Raw genomic sequence first — 19,144 nt, forward strand, 5'->3', positions numbered from 1 at the left:
CCATGTCCACCTACATCCTGTCCGCGACCCGCACCGCCGTCGGTTCTTTTGGGGGCGGCCTGAAGCCGCTGAATGCCGTGCAGATGGGCGCCCTGGCCATCACCGAGGCCCTGAAGCGGGCCGGCGTGGCGCCGGAGGCCGTGGGCGACGTGGTCATGGGCAACGTGCTCCAGGCCGGCAGCGGGCAGAATGTCGCCCGGCTCGCGGCCCTCAAGGCCGGCCTGTCCTTCTCGACGCCCGCCCACACCCCGAACCAGGTGTGCGGCTCGGGCCTCAAGGCCATCGCCCTGGGCGCCCAGTCCATCGCCATGGGCGATGCGGACCTGGTGGTGGCCGGGGGCACCGAGAGCATGTCCAACGCGCCCTACCTGCTGCCCGCCGCCCGCTGGGGCGCCCGCATGGGCAACGCCCAGCTCATCGACAGCATGATCCAGGACGGCCTCTGGTGCGGCCACGGCGACACCCACATGGGCATCACCGCCGAGAACGTGGCCGCCAAGCACGGCCTCACCCGCGAGGCCCAGGATGCCTTCTCCCTCGCCAGCCAGCAGAAGGCCGCCGCCGCCCAGGCCGCGGGCGCCTTCGACCGCGAGGTGTTCACCGTCACTCTGGCGGGCAAGAAGGGCGATGTCCTCTTCAACCGCGACGAGTACATCAAGGCCGACGCCTCTGCCGAGGGACTGGCCAAGCTCAAGCCCGCCTTCAAGAAGGACGGCACCGTCACCGCCGGCAACGCCAGCGGCATCAACGATGGCGCCGCGGCCCTGGTGCTGGCCTCCGAGGCGGCCGCCAAGGCCCACCAGCCCATTGCCCGCATCCTCGGCTTCGCCCAGGCCGGTGTGGATCCCGCCACCATGGGCCTGGGCCCCGTGCCCGCCATCCAGAAGCTGCTGGCCAAGACCGGCGTGAAGCTGCAGGACATCGACCTCTTCGAGCTCAACGAGGCCTTCGCCGCCCAGAGCCTGGGTGTGCTGGCGGAGCTGCCCGAGCTCGACCCCGCCAAGGTGAACCTGCGCGGCGGCGCCATCGCCATCGGCCACCCCATTGGGGCCAGCGGCACCCGGATCCTCGTCACCCTCATCCACCTGCTCCAGGACGAGAACAAGAAGCTCGGCCTCGCCGCCCTCTGCGTTGGCGGCGGCCAGGGCGTGGCCATGCTGGTGGAGCGGCTTTAGACCGAGAGCTATTCGAACACCACCGTCTTGTTCCCGTAAGTCAGCACCCGGTGCTGGAGGTGGAGCCGCACGGCCCGCGAGAGGGCCAGGCGCTCCATGTCCCGGCCCTTGCGGACCAAGTCCTCGACCGTGTCGCGGTGGCTGACGCGGACCACGTCCTGATCGATGATCGGGCCCGAGTCGAGGTCCGGCGTGACGTAGTGCGCCGTGGCGCCGATGAGCTTCACGCCCCGGGCGTGGGCCTGGTGGTAAGGCTGGGCCCCGGCGAAGGCGGGCAGGAAGCTGTGGTGGATGTTGATGACGGAGGGGAAGGCCTCCAGGAAGGCGGGGCTGAGGACCTGCATATACTTGGCGAGGATCACCAGGTCCACGCGCTCAGAACGCAGCAGGGCCAGTTCCTGGGCCTCGGCGGCGTCCTGGGTCTCGCGGGTGATGGGGACCATGTGGAAGGGGATGCCCAGGGGTTCGACATGGCGGCTCAGCGTGGCGTGGTTGCTGAGCACCAGGGCGATCTCCGCCCCCAGCTCGCCGGCCTGATGGCGCCAGAGGAGGTCCAGGAGGCAGTGCTCCTGCTTGCTGCACCAGATGGCAATCCGGGGGACCACGTCCGAGAAATGGAGCTCCCAGTGGCCGCCCATGGGTTCGGCGATGTCTGCGAACCCCTTCCGGAGCCCGGCCCGGTCGAGGTCCAGGCCCTCGACCTCCAGCTCGATGCGGCCCAGGAAGCGCCCGGCCTGCAGGTCCGAGTGATGATCCGAGTCGACGATGTTCCCGCCGTGCTGGTACACGAAGCCGGCCAGGCGCGCCACGATGCCCTTCTGGTCCGGGCAGGAGATGAGGAAGATGGCCGTGGGCTTGGACATAGGTGATTTCACCCCAGGGCAGCTCGGCCCGCAAGCAAATCGGGCGGCCAGGACGCGGCCAGGCTGGTGGAAAGGAACCGAAAGACTGGAACCGCGAATGGCGCGAATATGAAAGACATGTATTCGCGCGCATTCGCGCCATTCGCGGTTAGGTTTTTTTCATGATCACCCTCACCCACGTCGGCAAGCAGTACGACCGCATCCACACGGCCCTCTCGGACGTGAGCTTCGCCATCGATTCGGGGGAGTTCGTGTTCCTCACGGGGCCCAGCGGCGCGGGGAAGTCCACGCTGCTGAAGCTGCTCTTCCGGGAGCAGGTGCCCAGCAGCGGCGAGATCCAGCTGGCGGGGCACCGCCTCTCCGCCATGCCCGAGAAGGAGATCCCCCTGCTGCGCAGGAAGCTGGGCGTGGTGTTCCAGGACTTCAAGCTCATCCGGACCCGCACCATCTTCGAGAATGTGGCCTTCGTCCTGCGGGTGCTGGGCGTGAGCGCCGCCGAGCAGAAGCAGCGCACCTTCCGGGCGCTCAAGATGGTGGGCCTCCAGCACAAGCTCAGCAGCTATCCGCTCCAGCTCTCCGGCGGCGAGCAGCAGCGCGTGGCCATCGCGCGGGCTCTGGTGAACGACCCCCTGCTGCTGCTGGCGGACGAGCCCACGGGCAACCTGGACCCCGACCTCGCCCAGGAGATCATGGCCCTCTTCGAGCGCATCAACGGCCAGGGCACCACCGTCGTCGTGGCCACCCACGACCGCAGCCTCATCCAGCGCATGAGGAAGCGCGTCATCGGCCTCGACCACGGGCGCATCGCCTTCGACCAGCCGGCGCCCACGAGCCTGGTGACGGTGTAGGGGCAGTTCGGACTCCAGGCGCCGGATGGCCTGGAAGGGCGCTAATCTTGTATCTGCCTCGACCTTCGTCGTAGCCACCCGAGGTCCCATGGCCCAGCCCCTCACCGATGCCCGTTTCGTCACCTCCGCCTCCGACGCGCGGACGCTGGGTGTCTGCCATGCGGAGGTGGCCTTCGTGGGGCGCAGCAACGTGGGGAAGTCCTCGCTGCTCAACGCCCTGGCCAACCAGAAGCAGCTGGCGCGGGTATCCAAGACGCCGGGCCGCACGCGGCTCATCAACGTGTTCCTCACGGGGCCGGACCGCTGGATCGTGGATCTTCCTGGCTACGGCTTCGCCACCGGACCTGCCGCCGAGCGGGCCACCTGGCAGAAGATGATCGAGGGCTACCTCACGGGCCGGGCCACGCTGCGCATGGTCTTCGTGCTGGTGGACGCCGAAGTGGGCCCCACCAAGCTGGACCACCAGATGATCGAGTGGCTCCGCGCCGAGGGCCTGCCCCTCCGCGTCGTGGCCACCAAGGCCGACCAGGTGAAGCCCAGCAGGGCCCTGAAGCAGCGCAAGGACGTGGCCGCGGACCTGGGCCTGCATGCCGGCGACATCGCCTGGGTGAGCGCGGGCAAGGGCACGGGCATTCCCGAGCTGCGGCGCGAAGTGGCGGACCTGCTAGGGCTCTGAGGGAAGTCTGGAGTCTTCAGTCTTCAGGTACAGCTTGAAGCGCCCTTCGGCCGCGCCATTGTTTTTCATTTGGGCTCGGACGATCGCTGGTGTGGGTCGATCCCAAACCAAAAGATCCGGGGCGGCGCTCGAGCCGCATCAGGAAGCAGTACCTGAGGACTGAGGACTGAGGACCAAGCCCCTACAACTCCTCGACCTTCCCGCCCCGCCACACCATGAACCGCCCCTCGTGGGCCCAGGGCAGGGCGATGCCGTTGGCTTCGACCTCGTGGGTGTGGAAGTGGCCGGTGAGGAAGGTGGCCGGGGCATGGGCCTGGGCCGCGGCGCGGAAGGCCTCGCGCGGGAAGGTGAGCTTGTAGGCGGCGTTGGTGGTGCGGAGCTTCCGCTCCATCCAGGCGGACACCTTCCGGGCCATGCCGGCGGGCATCAGGCGGAACACCAGCCACAGGGCCCCCGAGCGGGACACCAGGTTCCACAGGCGGTACTGACGGTCCGCGGTGTTGATGAGGTCGCCGTGCTCCCAGGCCAGCCCTTCCCCCTCGAGGACGCCGCCGATCCCCTCGCCCATCAGGTCGAACCTGGCCGCGTGGCGGTCCAGGAAGTACTCGCGGTTCCCCATCCACAGGCCCACCCAGCGGCCCCCGGCGCGGCGGGCGTCCGCCCAGGCGAGGAAGGCCCGTTGCGCCTCCGTTTCCATGCCCGGAAAGCCCACCCACACGTCGAAGATGTCGCCGAGGAAGAGCCAGTCGGCCTCCGGATGGGCCGCGGTGGCCGCCTCCAGGCCAGTGAGCGCGGCGTTCCAGTGGGGGTCTGCGACCAGGATGAGGTCCCGGGCGGGGTCCGACCTGCGCGGCGCCCCGCGGCGCCAGGAGAGGGCTCCCAGGCGCCGGGTGAACAGCAGGTGGAGGGATCCAAGGGTCAGGCCCAACCCCCCGCCGAAGCAGTCCGCCAGCCAGTCGCCGAATTCGCAGGAGCGGCCGGGGACGAAGAACTGGTGCAGCTCGTCAGAGGCGCCGTAGAGGGCGACGGCGGCCAGGATCCACAGGTGCCGACGGTAGAGGGGCAGGCCGGTGGCGGTGTGGCGCAGCGTCCGGTCCAAGGCCAGGGCCAGCAGCGCGTACACCGAGGCATGGGCGGCCTTGTCCAGGGGCGGCGGCAGCTCGATCCCGCCCGGGTAGTGCCCTTGCGCACTCAGCCAGAAGATCATCCCGGCCAGGGCCAGGGGAAGGAGCCAGTACCCACGAAAGCGCATGGTCCATCGAACCACAGGCGATGGGGAGATGCGAGCCGGCGCTCCCACGCAGATCCTGGACTGGGCGATCCCCGAAATATCAGCGCCCGGAGACCTTGCCACCGCCCGTGGAGGCCGTACCTTCCGGGCGTAGGCCCCGGATCTGGCCGCTCAGAAGCCGGAGGTTCCATGCCCAGGAGCTTCGATTCCCTCATCCCCAGCATCGAGCAGCGCGAGGCCGGATGGATGCGCCTCCGGGAGCGCTTCGATCAGGCCCATCGGCCCCAGGCTCATCCGTCCGTGACCATCTCCAGGCAGTACGGGTGCGAGGGCTATGCGCTGGCCCAGCGGCTCAAGGTGCTGCTGGAGGAGGCCTCAGGACAGCCCTGGAACCTCTTCGACAAGGCCCTGGTGGACCAGGTGGCCTCGGACGAGAACCTGTCCCGCCAGCTCCTGGGCCATCTGGGGGATGAGAGCCACGCGCAGGATGTCCTCCGGACCCACTTCGGCCACCTTACCCACGATGATGCCTACGCCAAGGTGGTGAAGCACCTCGTCCAGATCGCCATGGTCGGCAGTGCCATCATCGTCGGCCGGGGCGGTGCCGTCGCCTGCCAGGACCTGAAGAACTGCTTCCATTTCCGCCTGGAGGCCGGCTTCGAATTCCGGATCTCGACCATCGCCCGCCGCCTGGACATCCCCCTGGCGGAGGCCGAGAAACTGGTCCGGAAGCAGTCGAAGCTGCGGGAGAAGTTCATCAGCGAGTGCCTCCACGCGGATGTCACGTCGTCCCGCTGGTACGACGCCGTGTTCAACAACGAGCGCCAGAGCGTGGAAACCATCGCCCAGGCCTGTCGGCGGATCGTGGTCAGCGGCTGGCCCGATCCGGACTACTTCAGGCACGACCCGATGCGCGTGGGCCTGGTGATCCGGAGCTGACTCCTTCCATGGCCCGGGCCTGGCAGGTCGGGCAGTGGCCCGGGCAGGTCCAGGAGCAGGCGGGGCGCGCGGCCCTGGGCGCCGGCGGGGGGATGGGAGCAGAGGCGGCCATGCTTCCAGGATAGCGCCGGGGAGGGGGCGACCGCGGGCGGTTGGCTCGGCTGGGCGGAGACAACTTGGACATGATGCTCAGCCCGCCGGGGGCCGGCTCGGAAGACGGCCTTTGCCGTCTCCCGAGCCACCCGGCTGGGCTTCGCCATCCGTGACTTCGATTCCCCTTGGGACATGAGAAAGGCCCGGCAGGTGCCGGGCCGTTTGGTAGTCCCAAGGGGAATCCCTCCGCGTCACCCCTGCGGCTGCGCCTTCGGGGTGACGCTCTGGCCGCACGGCTGGCTGCGCACGGGCCTCCGCCTGCGGCGGATCGGCCCGGACAGCCCCCCGGGCTGTTCGGGCCTGGCCCTACCTGCGCGCCAACCGTGACTTCGATTCCCCTTGGGACATGAAGAAGGCCCGGCAGGTGCCGGGCCTCGTTGGTAGTCCCAAGGGGAATCGAACCCCTGTTTACGCCGTGAGAGGGCGTCGTCCTAACCGCTAGACGATGGGACCAGGAACCAAGTTTTGAGTGGTTGGGGAGGAAGGACTCGAACCCTCACCTGACAGAACCAGAATCTGTTGTCCTACCATTAGACCACTCCCCAACGAGTGGAAGATTCAATGTACCAGGTGTTGAGTAAAAGACAAGAGGTGGTTCCTGCAGGTGGGATGTAGTCTTCCAAAAAAGAAGGGATCTCCCGGAGGACCCATGGTGCGCAAACGGCCTGCTCCGCCCCGGCCCGTGCAGGCGCCCGTCACCGCGGACATGCCCACGCTGGCGGGAATCCAGCCTGGAGGCGACCTCCCCGAGACTCCTTCGGAGTGGGCGCTCGTGGCCTACGCGGGCGCGGCTTTGGGACGGATCTTCGCCCTGCGGCCGGGGGCTTCCCTCATCGGCCGGGCGCCGGACGTCCAGGTGGCGCTGCTGGATGGCGAGGTGAGCCGACACCATGCCAGGATCGGCGTGATCGGCGGCCAGGTGTGGCTTGAGGACCTCGGGTCCACCAACGGCACCCTGCTGAACGGCTCGCGCATCCAGGGGGCTGTGGCCCTGCATCCGGGCGATCGCATCGCCATCGGTGGCCACGTGCTGAAGCTGGTGGCCATGGATCCCCTCGAGCGCGCCTTCCACGAGACCCTGCTCGACCTCAGCACCAAGGATCCGCTCACGGGTCTGGCCAACCGCACCCGCGTCCTGGCGGAGTTCCAGACTCGCTTCGGTCTCAGCGTCCGCTACGGCCGGCCGCTGTCGGTGCTGATGTGCGACCTGGACCACTTCAAGCAGATCAACGACACCCACGGCCACGGCGCCGGGGACTTCGTGCTCCAGGTCTTCGGGGAACGGCTGCGGGCGACGCTGCGCGAGGCAGACCTGGCCGGCCGCATCGGCGGGGAAGAGTTCCTTGTGATCCTTCCGGAGACGGACCTGACTGGCGCGCGGCCCCTCGCGGATCGCTTCCGCAAGGCCATGGGGGAAGTGCCCGTGCCCCTTCCCGGCGGCGGGCTGCTGGTCACCTGCAGCCTCGGCATCGCCGAGCGGGCCCCCGGGGACCTGGACGCGGGGCAGATGCTGGCCCGGGCGGACGCCGGCCTCTACCGGGCCAAGGTGGAGGGGCGCAACCGCGTGTGCGCCCTCTGAGGGGGCCTCCTCAATGGAGGCGGGGGCTTCCAAGGTGGCTACCATGGGCCCTTCCAGGCGGAGGCACGGATGGTTCTGCTCTTTCTCGTGATGGCCTTCGCCATCGGGCTGGCGGTGCCCCTCCAGTCGGCGGTCAACAACGCGCTCAGGGCATCGCTCCACAGCGGCTCCATGCTGGCGGCCCTGGTGTCCTTCGCGGTGGGCACCGTGGCGTTGCTGGTGGTTTCCGCCCTCACGGGCCAGCCCTTCGCGGCGCTGGGCGGCCTCTCCCGCGTGCCGTGGTGGCAGTGGCTGGGCGGCTTCCTGGGAGCCTTCTTCGTGTTCGGGACGACCCTGCTCGCTCCCCGCATCGGCCTGGCGGCCATGGTGTCGCTCATCGTGGCCGGACAGGTGTGCTCCTCGCTGGCCTTCGATCATTTCGGCCTCATCGGCCTCCAGGCCCGGGGCCTGTCCTGGATCCGCCTTCTCGGGGCCGGATTCATCCTGGCGGGCGCGATCCTCGTGAACTTCGGCGACCGCTGGCTGGCGCGCTGAGGCCGGCCGCTCAGGCCTTGCGGACCCGCTCGGCCACCTTGTCGAGCGTGTCCCAGATCTGATGGCAGTCCTCGCAGGAGGAACGCGGATCGCCGCAGGGGAAGCCCTCGATGCCGATGCCCTGGCAGCGAGGGGTGCGGAAGAAGAACAGCAGCTCGCCGATGGAGGTCTGCATGCGCTCCCGGAGGGCCGCGTCCGGAAGGGAACGCAGGTCCTGGATGAGCTTCCACTCGGCGGGGCTGAGTTCGGGGCGGTCGATGGTCTGGGACATGAGAACTCCGCGCACTCCCAAGTATACGGAGCTGGAAAGAAGTCTAAACCGGCTCCGAAGGCCTTCGTATCACCACCAACGTTCTCTGACAGCGCTGGAGGCCTCCATGTCCCTCACCCATCCCCTCGCCGCGGCCGTGGCCGCCGTCCTCCTCTGGGCCCCGCTCGCCGCTCAGACCCAGGTGATCCAGCCCGCCAAGGCGGAGAAGGTCACGGAGACCCGCACGGTGCCCCTGGCGGCCGGCTCGACGCTCAAGGTGAAGAACGTCAACGGATTCATCCATGTGGAGGCCTGGGACCGCGACGAGGTGCAGTTCACAGGCGAGTTCAAGCCCAGCAGCCGGGACGAGCAGGTGAAGGTGGTCCTCGAATCCGGGAAGAACGGTCTGGAAATCCGCGGCGAGTATCCCAAGCACCATGGCTGGGGTTCCTACCAGGGGCCGCAGTGCCAGATGACCCTCAAAGTGCCGCGCCGCGTGGTTCCCTCCCTGGAGACCGTGAACGGCGAAGTGGCCCTCAGCGGAACCCGGGGCGCCGCCAGCCTCACCACCGTGAACGGCGGGGTCCGCGCCGTGGATCTCGGGGAGTCCCTGCAGGCCACCACGGTGAACGGCGCCGTCACCTTGGAGCGGGTGCAGGGTGGCCTCACCATCCAGACTGTGAACGGGACCATCAAGGGCACGGGCCTGGATGGGCAGGGCCGCGGGGTCAAGGCCGAGACCGTCAACGGCACCATCCACCTCCAGATCGCGGGCCTGAAGGGGCACCTCACCGCCACCACGCTGAACGGCGGCATCACCTTCAAGGCCAAGGGGGCCGAGCAGGTGGAGGTGACCAAGCGACGGGTCACCGCCACCTTCCCCGGAGGGGATCAGGACATCCACCTGAGCACGGTGAACGGGGCGATCACCCTCGACTAGATTGCCCGGAGTCTTGATGCGACGCTGGATCACCCTCCTTCTCTGCGCCTGTGCCCTGGTTTCCGCGCAGGCGCAGGGCTCAGCTCCCGAAGCGGTCCTGGCCCTTGAGCCCTACCGGAAGACCATCGCCCTGCGCGCCACCGTGGGGGGCAGGGAGGGGCTGTTCCTCTTCGATACGGCGGGAGGGCTCTCCTTGATCTCGCCCGCCTTCGCCGAGAAGATCGGCCGCCAGCCCTGGGGCCGGTTGACGGGCCACCAGATGATGGGCCAGCGCCTGGACACTCCGCGCTGCGACGACCTGGAGGTGAAGGTGGGCCGGCTGCAGCTGAAGGCGCCGGTGGTGGGGGTCCTGGACCTCATGACCCTCTTCCCCAAAGATGCGGCTCCCGTGGATGGCAGCCTGGCCCTGGATCTCTTCGATGGGAGGGCCATCACCCTCGACTTCCCGGCCGGCAGGCTCATCGTCGAGACGGCCGCAAGCCTGAAGGCCCGCGTCGGGAACAACCGGCCGCTGCCCTTGCGCCTGGCTCGCGAACTGCAGGGACGCGCCCTGTCGGCCCACGTGGGCGTGCCCACCTCCAAGGGGCTGGTGTGGATGGAACTCGATTCGGGGAACGGCGGGACGATCCTCGTGGCCAAGCCCTACGCGACGCTCGTTGGGCTGGATCCTGACAAGGAGGGCCCCCAGCAGGCGTCCTTCGAGGTTGGGCCAGGTCTCCGCGCCGTCGGGCCGGCATTCACGCCCGACATGATCCTCGACGGCAACCTCGGCATGCCCTTTCTGAAGGACAAGGTCGTCACCTTCGATCTGGCCGCGGGCCGCCTGTGGATCGTTCCAAACCCCGCGCCGCCGCCTCATTGACCGGGGGCCATTCCAGCCACGAGAGCTGGTGGAGCAGGCTCTCCCCGTAGATAGGCACCCAAAGAGTCGTAAAAGAAATTTTGATATCGGATTGACAGGTCCTAATTTTATCTCATCCTGTTCCGGTCGGAGGACGGACCCTCGGACATCGGATGGATACCCCGTGAGCGGAAAGCGTCGCCTCTTCCTGTTGAGCGTCCTCGCCAGCGTCTTCGCGGGCGTCTTCGTGGGGTCCGGGGCCTACACGTTCGTGGCGGCCCACGGCACCTCGTACCTGTCGAACGATCCCCAGGTCTGCGTGAACTGCCACGTGATGCGGGGGGAGTACGACAGCTGGCGGCACGGTTCGCACCATGCGGTGGCCGTGTGCAACGACTGCCACCTGCCCCACGACAACGTCGTGAACAAGTTCTTCGTGAAGGCCAGCAACGGGTACCACCATTCGAAGGCCTTCACGCTCCTGAATTTCGCGGAGCCCATCCGCATCAAGCCCGGCAACGCCAAGGTGCTGGAGGACAACTGCATCCGCTGCCACGGCGAACTGACGGGCGAGATCACCGCCCACGGCACCCTGGGCGTGCCCACGGACCCTACCCAGAAGGCCGACCTCTACGGCTGCGTGCGCTGCCACCAGGAGGTGGGCCATGGGCCCATGGGCTGAGCTTTCGACCGACCTGACCACCTACTCCTGATCCCAACCCCGATCCCACTTCAAGGCGCGTGGCTCGCCACGCGGGAGGAACCCCAGATGACCGACAACCCCACCCCGTTCTTCTCCCGGCCCGTGGTCCGGATGGGCCTCATCGCCGCGGGCGCCGCCGTGGCGACGGTGCTCGTGATGGCCCTCTACGCCAGCATCACCACCCGCAAGGCCGAGGCGAAGCAGACCAGCTTCAAGCTCGTGGACCTCGACGAGAAGGTCGTCGATCCCGCCCTGTGGGGGAAGAACTTCCCCCGCGAGTACGAGACCTACCTGAAGACCTCCGAGAAGTACAACACCAAGTACGGCGGCGCCGGCAGCGAAGCCCTGCCCAAGAGCCGCATCCTGGAGGACCCGCGGCTGGTGACCATCTTCGACGGCTATGCCTTCGCCATCGACTTCAACCAGCGCCGCGGCCACGCCTACATGCTGGACGACCAGCGCAACACCAAGCGCGTCACCGAGCGCAAGCAGCCCGGATCCTGCCTCCACTGCCACGCCTCCAACACGGTGGCCTTCCGCGAGCAGGGTCTGAAGGCCGGCGCACCCGGCACGCTGGATGAGGACTTCACCAGCGCCAACGCCCAGGCCCAGCTCATGGCCGGCTTCGAGGCCGTCTGCAAGATGCCTTACGCCGACGCCACCAAGCTCGTGAAACACCCCGTGGCCTGCATCGACTGCCACGACCCAAAGAACATGGCCCTGCGCGTCACCAAGCCCGGCTTCATCCGCGGCATCGTGGCCCTGGCCAACAGCCCCGAACCCGTCCCGCACCTGCCGTCCATCGAGAAGTGGCGCAAAGGCGACCGCGCCACGCCCTATGACGCGAACCGCGACGCCTCCCGCCAGGAGATGCGGTCCATGGTGTGCGGCCAGTGCCACGTGGAGTACTACTGCGGCCCCAAGGTCACGCTCTTCTTCCCCTGGAACAACGGCCTGAAGGTCGAGCAGATCGAGGCCACCTACGACAGCTACAAGTTCCCCGACGGCCACCGCTTCTTCGACTGGCAGCACGGCAAGACCGGCGCCGAGGTCCTGAAGGCCCAGCACCCCGAGTTCGAGATGTGGAGCCAGGGCATCCATGCCCGGTCCGGCGTCTCCTGCTCCGACTGCCACATGCCCTACGTCCGCGAGGGCGCGCTCAAGATCAGCGACCACCAGGTGCGCAGCCCGCTGCTCAACGTCTCCCGCTCCTGCCAGACCTGCCACCGCTTCCCCGAGGAGGAATTGAAAGCCCGCGTGACGGCCATCCAGGACCGCACCAAGGCCCTCATGGACCGCGCCGAGGATGCCGTGGTGAACCTCATCAACGACATCGAGGCTGCCAAGAAGGCCGGTCTGGACGAGGCCAAGCTCAAGCCCATCCTCGAATTCCAGCGCAAGGCCCAGTGGCGGGTGGACTTCGTGAACGCCGAGAACTCCATGGGCTTCCACGCGCCCCAGGAGGTTGCCCGCATCCTCGGCGAGGCCATCGATTTCGGCCGGCAGGGCCAGGTGGCCCTCCGCGATCTGGGCGCCTCCAAGTCGGCCCGGAAGTAGGCATCTCCACTTTGCACCCCGTGGGGCCGGCTCAGCCGGCCCCACTTGCGTCAGGGGGTAGCATGGAAGGAACCGATCCCACCTATGACCTGCTCCGTGCATCCGGAGGCGTCCCATGGCCCGTTTCCGCCTGATCTTCCTGGCCCTGATCCTGGTCCTGGGCCGCGGGCTCGCCGCCCAGTCCCACCTCGCCGAGGGATTCACGGGACTGCCCGCCGGCGCCACAGTGGCTGTGATGCCGCTCGACGTGGAGCTGTTCGCCGTGACCGCCGGCGGCGTGCTGGAGCCCCGGGCGGAGTGGACCACCAAGGCCATCGCGAACCTGAAGGAGGTGCTCCGCCTTCGGAAGGCTGGGCAGAGCGGGACCTTTGTGCCCGTGCCAGCCGGGGACGGAGAGCTTCTGGCGGAGCTCAACCACCTGCACGGCGCCGTGGCCCGCGCCATCGACCTCCACCACTTCGGCAGCTGGAAGCTGCCCAGCAAGGCCGGGAAGCTCGACTGGTCCCTGGGCGAGGAGGTTGCCGAAATCCGGAAGCAGGCCTCGGCGGAGTACGCGCTGTTCATCTTCCTGCGGGACAGCTACGCCACCGGCGGCCGGGTGGCGACCATGGTCCTCTACGCGGCGCTGGGCGTGGGGGTGGGCGGAGGCGCCCAGGTGGGCTACGCCTCCCTGGTGGACCTGAAGACGGGCCGCATCCTGTGGTTCAACGAGATGGCCAAGGTCACCGGAGATGTGCGGGAACTGGAACCCGCGAAGGCCACCCTCGGCCATCTGCTCAAGGACTTCCCGGAGTAGGGTGTGGACCGCCGCGACTTCGTCGGAACCTGCGGGTGCTGCGGCGCCATGGCCCTCCTGGGCCCGGCGCTGAGGGCGGCGCAGGCCTGGACGCCGCCGCCCCGGATCCCGCGGCCCTCGCCGAAGACGGATGAGGGCGGCCTCTGGGCCCTCATGGACCGGGAGGAGGAGCGCCTGCGCCAGAGCTCCTTCCTGGTGCGGGACGGGGCCCTCTCCGCCTATGTCCACGCCATCACCTGCCGCCTGGCCCAGGCCCACTGCCCGGACGTTCGCACCTACGTGGTCCGGTCCCCCTACTTCAACGCGAACATGGCCCCCAATGGCATGATGCAGGTCTGGACAGGGCTGATCCTCCGGGCGGAGAACGAAGCCCAGCTGGCGGCGGTGATCGGCCACGAGGTGGGGCACTACATGGCCCGCCATTCGGTGGAGCGCCTCCGGGACGCCAAGTCGCGGACGGCCTTCGCCCATGTCTTGGGCCTGGTGCCCGTGGCCGGCACGCTGGCGGGCCTGGGCGTCCTGGCTGGGGCGTTCGCCTACAGCCGGAACCACGAGCGGGTGGCCGATCAGATCGGGCTGGAGCTGATGGCCGCCGCGGGCTATCCGCCCCTGGAGGCCTCGAAGGTCTGGACGAACCTCCTGGCGGAACTGCAGGCGGAGAAGGACTGGACGGGCGATGCCTCCTCCCGGAGCCTCCTCTTCGCCACGCACCCCACGGAGAAGGAGCGCCAGACCAAGCTGGAGGCCGCGGCCAAGGCGCTCGGCCAATCGGAGCTCGACCCCCGCGTCCCGGCGCTCCGCCAGGCCACGGCGCCCTGGCGCCAAGTCTGGCTGGAGGACGAGCTCCGGCGCCGCAAGTTCGGCGAGAGCCTGGCGCTGCTGGACCGGCTCACCGCGGCGGATCCCCAGGATGGCCAGGCCGCCTACTTTCTTGGCGAGGCCTACCGCCTGCGGGCCTCGGAGGGGGACGGCGAGCGCGCGCTGGCCGCCTACCAGAAGGCCGCGGGCCTGCCGGGCGCGCCGCCCGAAGTCCACCGGGCCCTGGGCGTCCTCCACCGCAAGGCCGGACGGTTGCCCGAGATGCGGGAGGCCTTCGGCCGGTACCTGGCGGCCCGCCCCGATGCCGAGGACGCCGAGATGATCCGTTCCTATCTGACGGAAGGGGGTTGAGATGAACCTGAAGCCCGTGCTCCTCGTCGCGCTCCTCGCCTCGCTGGTGCTGTTGGCCGCCTGCGCGAAACCGGCCACCTGGGTGGGCGTCACGCCCGGGGAAATGGTGGTGTGCGAGCGTCTGGCGGTCCGCATCGACGGCGCCTGGAGCCGCCTCGAGGGCACCCAGCAGCCCAAGCATGATGTCTGGACCTCCGAGGGCATGCCCCTGGACCAGCTCCACTTCTATGCAGGGCTCGCCGAGGGGGAGGCCTTCGTGGTCGTCAAGGACCGTCCGGCCGACAAGCCCATCCCCCGCTTCCGGAAGGACATGCAGGCCCAGGACGTGGTGGAGATGTACGAAGCCTTCGCCAGCCGCGACGGCAGCGTCTTCAAGCTGGAGAAGCTGGCCCCGGCACGGTTCGCGGACGAGAGCGGCTTCCGGTTCGAGTTCAGCCGGGTGAGGAAGGGCGACGAGGTCCGCACGCGGGGCGTGGCCTACGGGGCCATCCATCGCGGCGAGCTCTTCCTCATGGTGTACGAGGCCCCCAGGATCCACTACTTCGCCAAGCACCTGCCCCAGGTCGAGGCCATCGCCCAGTCCGCGCGCGCCCGCGAGAAGGGCTGACCAGAGAAGGGAATCGCTTGACGAAGGCCGGTGACCTCCGGAGGCTGGAGCCATTGATTCCAAGTCCGCCGGAGGCTCCGATGCAGAAGCTGTCCATCGTTCCCGCCCTGCTGCGCCTCATCTCCGAGGGCAGCTTTTTCAAGCAGGTCTTCTCCTGGCTCCTCCGGTTGTGGACCGTGGCCGCCCTGGTGGCGGGAATCTGGCTGTCCATCGAGCTGTGGCGGGGCGGCGGGACGAGCACCCAGGCCATCTTCGGACAGCTGGTCTTCCAGGTCGCCCTGGTCCTGGCCGCCTACCTCGTGGCCCACCTGAGCTGGGTGCGGGCCCAGGACGTGGCGGCCATGCCCCAGATCGCCGGTGAGGTGATCATCCCTCTCACGCGGCTGCTGCTGCGGCTGGGCGGGGAGCTCTACGCCAGCCTGATGGCCGTGGCCAGCGTGGGCGGCGCCCTCATGATCTGGATCAGCGCCGGCGAGGCGCGACCTGACATGGGCGAGCTGCGCATGCTCCTGCCTGCCGCCGGCGGCGACCCCTTCCCTGCGGGCCTGGCCATGCTGCTCGCCGGCCTGGCTTCCGCCGCCCTGGGCCTCCTGGGCGGCTACCTCGCCTCCGAACTCCTGGGCCTGCTCTGCGCCATCGAGAGCAACACGCGGAAGCAGGGCTGAGACCTACCGGTACCGGGCCGCCATGGCCTTCAAGGTGGCCGCCAGATGCGCCCGCAGGGCCTTCGGCTCGAGCACTTCCGCGTCGACTCCCAGCTGGAGGATGTAGCGGGTGGGACCGTGGAGGTCCGTCGCCATGAAGCTGAGCAGGACGGTGCCGCCCTTCTCCTTCCGCACTTCGATCCGGGGCAGGGCGGGGGGGGCGTCCTGCAGGGACTGGGGCCAGTTGGAGCCGCCCACGCGCACCTGCACCTGAAAAGGTGCGCCGGGGCTGAACCAGCCGCCGATCTGGAGGTCCCGGGCCTGTTCGAGGGGGCGCTTGTCGGGGATGAGGCCGCGCCGCGAGAGGGCCCTGGCCTCCACGATGCGGGCCAGGCGGAAGTGGCGGGGCTCCTGCTTGGCGGGGTCCCAGGCCAGCAGGAAGGCGCCGCCAGAGAACACGTCGTGGGTGAGGGTGAAGGGCACCACCGTGCGCGTGCCGGTGCGCCCCGTGGAGGCGGCCGCATAGGTGAGCTCCAGCTCGCGCGGCCCCTCCGGGTGGCCCAGGGCCATCAGCACCTGGGAGAGCATCTTCGTGTCGAGAGCCTGCTGGTCGTCGGCGGCTCCGCGCAAGCACACGTGCGACTGGAGGGCGTCGAAGAGGTTCCGATCGCGGCTGCTGAGGTGGCTGTCCGCCAGCGCGCGCAGGCCCTCGAGCTGGTCGTACCACATCTCCGTCGCCGTGCCCTCCAGGGCCATGAGCGCCACCTCCAGGGCCAGGCGGGCGTGGGGCGTGATCTTGCTGTCCCAGTCCGGGGCCTTCTCCAGGGTGAAGTGGATGACGGCGGGCTGGCCTTCGCGGGCCTTGCCGAAGCGCGCCCCCTGTTCCTCCAGCAGCACGATGGCGCGGTCCACGGTGCGCATGGCCACGCCGCCCAGCTTCCGGACCAGGGCGGCCTTGGTGATGCCGCGCTCCCCGGCGTCCCGGATGGCGTCCAGCACCGCCTGGAGACGCTCCGGCTTCACAAGGCTGGCCCCGTCCGGACGGGGGGATTCGGGGGCCTTGCGGGACGCGGGACGGGCCATGGCGACCTCCTGGGGACCATGATTGGCCAGCGACTGTCCAGAATCAAGGCAGGAGGGAGCGGGCTCCGCGATCGGCTATCGGTCCGTGGCCGTCCCGAGGGGGGCCCAGAAAGCCTTGAATGGTGTCGGATCCCATGGGGTTTCGTGGTGGCGGAAGCGGGCCAGGAGGCCGGTAGCCGGGGCGGCGGAAGGGGCCAGCACGGCATGGGCGCCGGCGAAGAGGGCGCTCCAGAGGGCTGCGCGAAGGGCAGGCTCGCCCAGGCGGGCCAGGGGCAGGTCCACGCGGGTGTCGTGATCCCAGCCCAGAAGCCCGTTCAGGCGCCGCAGGCGGACCATCAGTTCGCCATGGGTCAGACCTGTCGTGAAGGGTGTGCCCTCGGTGACGACCTGTTCCCGGGCATGGTAGGCGCTGCGCCCGGCTTCGGTGTTGAAGCGGGGGCCGCCCAGGACCTCCATGGGCACGGATTGCCCTTCCGGCTCCCACGCCAGGCCCGAGGCCGCCGCGGCCAGCTCGGCGGCCCAATCCCAGATGGTGCCCGTGGCGCTGAACACCGCCGCGGGGGGTGAGTCAGCCAGCAAACCCAGGGCCACCCCCTCGACGCGGTTGCGCAGCTGGGCGTAGGTCAACATCCCCCAGCCGGGGGCCGTCAGGGCCGGGCGGCCCTGGAGGCGGGCTGCGCGCTGGATGAGGAGGTCCCGCAGGGTGGAGGCCATTCGATCTCCCTGGACCAGTTTGGCCGGACCCGGGCTCCGGATTGCATCCTGAAACCTGTGATCAACCCTTTCCCGGAAGGGCGGGTCAGAGGGGTGTCCGCTTTCCCCTTCATCCGGAGCCCGGCTCCGCCCCATGGAGATTCCCATGCGCCCTGTTCTCCGCGCTTACCCCCTGCTGGCGCTTCCCCTGGGCCTCACCGCCCTGGCCCTCGGCCTGGCCTGCGGCGGCGGTTCCTCCAGCAGCACCGCCGGCTCCGCCACGCCCATGGGCACGGCGGCCGTCATCCTCACCGACGCCCCGTCGGACCAGTGGTCCGCCGTCGAGGTGGTGGTCACCCAGGTGGCCTTCCTGAACAAGGCCGACCACACCAGGGAGGTGGTGGCCTTCCAGGGCGCCAGCGCCAAGATCAACCTGGTGGACCTGGACAGCGTGGGCGAGCTGCTGGCCTCGGCGCAGATTCCCGCGGGCACCTACGACGCCCTGCGCATCACCATCGATCCCACGAGCGTGAACCTGGTGAAGGCCGATGGCACGGCGGTACCCTCCAGCCAGGTGAAGGTGGCGGGCGGCAGCGTCCTCGTGAACCTCAGCTCCGACCTGGTGGTGACCGCCAACGGCAGCAATGCCGTCCAGCTCGACTTCGACCTGAGCCATCCCCTCTTCCTGGTGCAGCTGCCGGACGGCACCTGGGTGATGAACCTCCAGGTCAGGCACCGACCCAACGCCAACGGCATGACCGGCGTGGCGCAGCTGATGTTCCGCCATCGCAAGGGCACCATCGCCTCCGTGGGCACCTCGAGCTTCGTGCTTCACACGGACAGCGGCAACGACCTCACGGTGAACGTGGGCACGGGCGCCTGGTTCTTCGACGCCGACACGAAGACGGTCGGCAGCCTCTCGGGCCTGGCCGCCGGGAAGTACGCGCTGGTCTCCCTGCGCATGCAGCCGGATGGCAGCCTCTGGGCGGTGCGCGTGTGGTACAGCGTCAACCCGCTGCAACCCTGGACGCCCGAAGGCCATGTCTACGGCGTGGACCAGGCCAACGGCCTCATGGTGGTCAGTTCCGGCAATGGCACGCCCCGGACCATCGCCATCGACCCCGACACCGCCTTCACCTACCACATGGCCCAGTCCTTCGGCACCGGATCGGCGGCCCTCGCCAACCTTTGGACGGGCTTCAAGGTCCAGGTCCAGGTGAAGGATCCTCTCGCCACGCCCATGCACGCGCAGTCCGTGAATATCCAGCGCGCCGTGGACGGCGGCCGCATCAGCGCGGCCTCCACCAGCTCCTTCACCTACCAGCACGCCAGCGGCGACCGGATCCACGCCTACGACAGCGCCTTCGCCTGGTGGTACGTGGGCTTCCCCGGCATGACGTCCAGCAGCGTCAGCGCCTTCTCCTCGGCCTGCTCCGGCATGGGCATGGGCATGATGGGCACGATCTCCCCCGACCTGATGCCCCGGGGCCTGAGCGACCTGGTCTGGAACACCGGCACCAGCGCCTGGGATGCCAACAATGCCATCTTCATGCCTGTGGCCCTTCCGAAGGGCACCATCAGCACCTCCTACAATGGCGGCCAGCTGGGCTTCACCTTCGTGGATTCCACTGCCGCCACCCAGTCCGTCACCGTCACCCTGAACACCACCATGGGCGCGCAGCCGCTGGTGCTGGAGGTGGCCAAGCAGAGCGGCGCCATCACGGTCACCCCCGTGGACGCGACGGCCTGGGCCACCAAGCTCGTGACGGCCACCCAGGCCCGCGTGGCCGTGGTGCCCAAGCCCGATGGCACCTATGCCGCCTACGCCGTGGTGGTGTTCACGGGGTTCTGATCCACCCCTC

The 19,144-nt window shown here is 69.0% G+C and carries 20 protein-coding genes and 2 tRNA genes; 15 read left to right on the forward strand and 7 right to left on the reverse strand.

Going from position 1 to position 19,144, the window contains the following annotated elements:
* Nucleotides 1-2 precede the first annotated feature (2 nt).
* Nucleotides 3-1,175: an acetyl-CoA C-acetyltransferase gene (locus tag ML539_RS00655; RefSeq protein WP_243319668.1), complete on the forward strand. Its 1,173-nt coding sequence runs from the start codon at nt 3-5 to the stop codon at nt 1,173-1,175.
* 8 nt (nt 1,176-1,183) lie between these two features.
* On the opposite strand, the gene purU is transcribed toward ML539_RS00655, so the two are convergent.
* A complete protein-coding gene (gene purU / locus ML539_RS00660) occupies nt 1,184-2,038 on the reverse strand; it encodes a formyltetrahydrofolate deformylase (RefSeq protein WP_243319670.1) in 855 nt (284 codons plus the stop codon).
* Between the two features lie 161 nt (nt 2,039-2,199).
* On the opposite strand from purU, the gene ftsE reads away from it, so the two are divergent.
* Together ftsE and yihA are read left to right on the forward strand one after the other, a co-directional pair.
* A complete protein-coding gene (ftsE, locus tag ML539_RS00665) occupies nt 2,200-2,886 on the forward strand; it encodes a cell division ATP-binding protein FtsE (protein WP_243319672.1) in 687 nt (228 codons plus the stop codon).
* An 88-nt stretch (nt 2,887-2,974) separates the two neighbouring features.
* Nucleotides 2,975-3,562: a ribosome biogenesis GTP-binding protein YihA/YsxC gene (gene yihA / locus ML539_RS00670; protein ID WP_243319674.1), complete on the forward strand. Its 588-nt coding sequence runs from the start codon at nt 2,975-2,977 to the stop codon at nt 3,560-3,562.
* Nucleotides 3,563-3,743: 181 nt separating this feature from the next.
* Here the strand turns inward: yihA and ML539_RS00675 are convergent, their stop codons facing one another.
* Complete coding sequence (locus ML539_RS00675; RefSeq protein WP_243319675.1) at nt 3,744-4,814, reverse strand: VanZ family protein; 1,071 nt, start codon at nt 4,812-4,814, stop codon at nt 3,744-3,746.
* A 168-nt stretch (nt 4,815-4,982) separates the two neighbouring features.
* Between ML539_RS00675 and ML539_RS00680 the strand changes: the two genes are divergently transcribed.
* Nucleotides 4,983-5,732, forward strand: a complete 750-nt coding sequence (locus ML539_RS00680) for a cytidylate kinase-like family protein (RefSeq protein ID WP_243319676.1) — start codon at nt 4,983-4,985, stop codon at nt 5,730-5,732.
* Between the two features lie 531 nt (nt 5,733-6,263).
* Here ML539_RS00680 and ML539_RS00685 read toward each other — a convergent pair.
* Together ML539_RS00685 and ML539_RS00690 are read right to left on the reverse strand one after the other, a co-directional pair.
* Nucleotides 6,264-6,338 (reverse strand) — tRNA-Glu (locus ML539_RS00685).
* Between the two features lie 17 nt (nt 6,339-6,355).
* A tRNA-Gln gene (locus ML539_RS00690) sits at nt 6,356-6,430 on the reverse strand.
* Nucleotides 6,431-6,534: 104 nt separating this feature from the next.
* Between ML539_RS00690 and ML539_RS00695 the strand changes: the two genes are divergently transcribed.
* Both ML539_RS00695 and ML539_RS00700 read left to right on the forward strand, forming a co-directional pair.
* Nucleotides 6,535-7,464 carry a GGDEF domain-containing protein gene (locus ML539_RS00695; protein ID WP_243319678.1) on the forward strand — a complete coding sequence of 310 codons (930 nt, stop codon included), beginning with the start codon at nt 6,535-6,537 and terminating at the stop codon, nt 7,462-7,464.
* 69 nt (nt 7,465-7,533) lie between these two features.
* Complete coding sequence (locus ML539_RS00700) at nt 7,534-7,998, forward strand: DMT family transporter (protein WP_243294398.1); 465 nt, start codon at nt 7,534-7,536, stop codon at nt 7,996-7,998.
* Nucleotides 7,999-8,008: 10 nt separating this feature from the next.
* On the opposite strand, the gene ML539_RS00705 is transcribed toward ML539_RS00700, so the two are convergent.
* Nucleotides 8,009-8,269, reverse strand: coding sequence for a hypothetical protein (locus tag ML539_RS00705; RefSeq protein ID WP_243294399.1), 261 nt, complete (start codon nt 8,267-8,269; stop codon nt 8,009-8,011).
* Between the two features lie 106 nt (nt 8,270-8,375).
* Here ML539_RS00705 and ML539_RS00710 point away from each other — a divergent pair, with 106 nt between their 5' ends.
* The 8 genes from ML539_RS00710 to ML539_RS00745 all read left to right on the forward strand — a co-directional run bounded on the left by ML539_RS00710 (nt 8,376) and on the right by ML539_RS00745 (nt 15,527).
* On the forward strand, nt 8,376-9,188 hold the full coding sequence (locus tag ML539_RS00710; RefSeq protein ID WP_243319681.1) for a hypothetical protein: 813 nt from the start codon (nt 8,376-8,378) through the stop codon (nt 9,186-9,188).
* A gap of 16 nt (nt 9,189-9,204) precedes the next feature.
* Nucleotides 9,205-10,050, forward strand: coding sequence for a retropepsin-like aspartic protease (locus ML539_RS00715; protein ID WP_243319684.1), 846 nt, complete (start codon nt 9,205-9,207; stop codon nt 10,048-10,050).
* Between the two features lie 163 nt (nt 10,051-10,213).
* Nucleotides 10,214-10,711, forward strand: coding sequence for a cytochrome c nitrite reductase small subunit (gene nrfH, locus ML539_RS00720; protein WP_243286772.1), 498 nt, complete (start codon nt 10,214-10,216; stop codon nt 10,709-10,711).
* Between the two features lie 87 nt (nt 10,712-10,798).
* Nucleotides 10,799-12,289 carry an ammonia-forming cytochrome c nitrite reductase subunit c552 gene (locus tag ML539_RS00725; RefSeq protein WP_243319686.1) on the forward strand — a complete coding sequence of 497 codons (1,491 nt, stop codon included), beginning with the start codon at nt 10,799-10,801 and terminating at the stop codon, nt 12,287-12,289.
* A gap of 115 nt (nt 12,290-12,404) precedes the next feature.
* Nucleotides 12,405-13,085, forward strand: coding sequence for a hypothetical protein (locus ML539_RS00730; RefSeq protein WP_243319688.1), 681 nt, complete (start codon nt 12,405-12,407; stop codon nt 13,083-13,085).
* Nucleotides 13,086-13,088: 3 nt separating this feature from the next.
* Nucleotides 13,089-14,255, forward strand: coding sequence for a M48 family metalloprotease (locus tag ML539_RS00735; protein WP_243319690.1), 1,167 nt, complete (start codon nt 13,089-13,091; stop codon nt 14,253-14,255).
* Between the two features lies 1 nt (nt 14,256).
* Nucleotides 14,257-14,862, forward strand: a complete 606-nt coding sequence (locus ML539_RS00740) for a hypothetical protein (protein WP_243319692.1) — start codon at nt 14,257-14,259, stop codon at nt 14,860-14,862.
* 80 nt (nt 14,863-14,942) lie between these two features.
* On the forward strand, nt 14,943-15,527 hold the full coding sequence (locus ML539_RS00745) for a hypothetical protein (protein WP_243319694.1): 585 nt from the start codon (nt 14,943-14,945) through the stop codon (nt 15,525-15,527).
* A gap of 3 nt (nt 15,528-15,530) precedes the next feature.
* Here the strand turns inward: ML539_RS00745 and ML539_RS00750 are convergent, their stop codons facing one another.
* On the reverse strand, nt 15,531-16,589 hold the full coding sequence (locus tag ML539_RS00750; protein WP_243319696.1) for a WYL domain-containing protein: 1,059 nt from the start codon (nt 16,587-16,589) through the stop codon (nt 15,531-15,533).
* Nucleotides 16,590-16,664: 75 nt separating this feature from the next.
* Nucleotides 16,665-17,303, reverse strand: a complete 639-nt coding sequence (locus ML539_RS00755) for a hypothetical protein (protein ID WP_243319698.1) — start codon at nt 17,301-17,303, stop codon at nt 16,665-16,667.
* 145 nt (nt 17,304-17,448) lie between these two features.
* Here ML539_RS00755 and ML539_RS00760 point away from each other — a divergent pair, with 145 nt between their 5' ends.
* Nucleotides 17,449-19,134, forward strand: coding sequence for a DUF4382 domain-containing protein (locus tag ML539_RS00760; RefSeq protein WP_243319700.1), 1,686 nt, complete (start codon nt 17,449-17,451; stop codon nt 19,132-19,134).
* Nucleotides 19,135-19,144 lie beyond the last annotated feature (10 nt).

It is taken from the genome of Geothrix sp. SG200, assembly GCF_022808935.1.
GTDB lineage: Bacteria > Acidobacteriota > Holophagae > Holophagales > Holophagaceae > Geothrix > Geothrix alkalitolerans.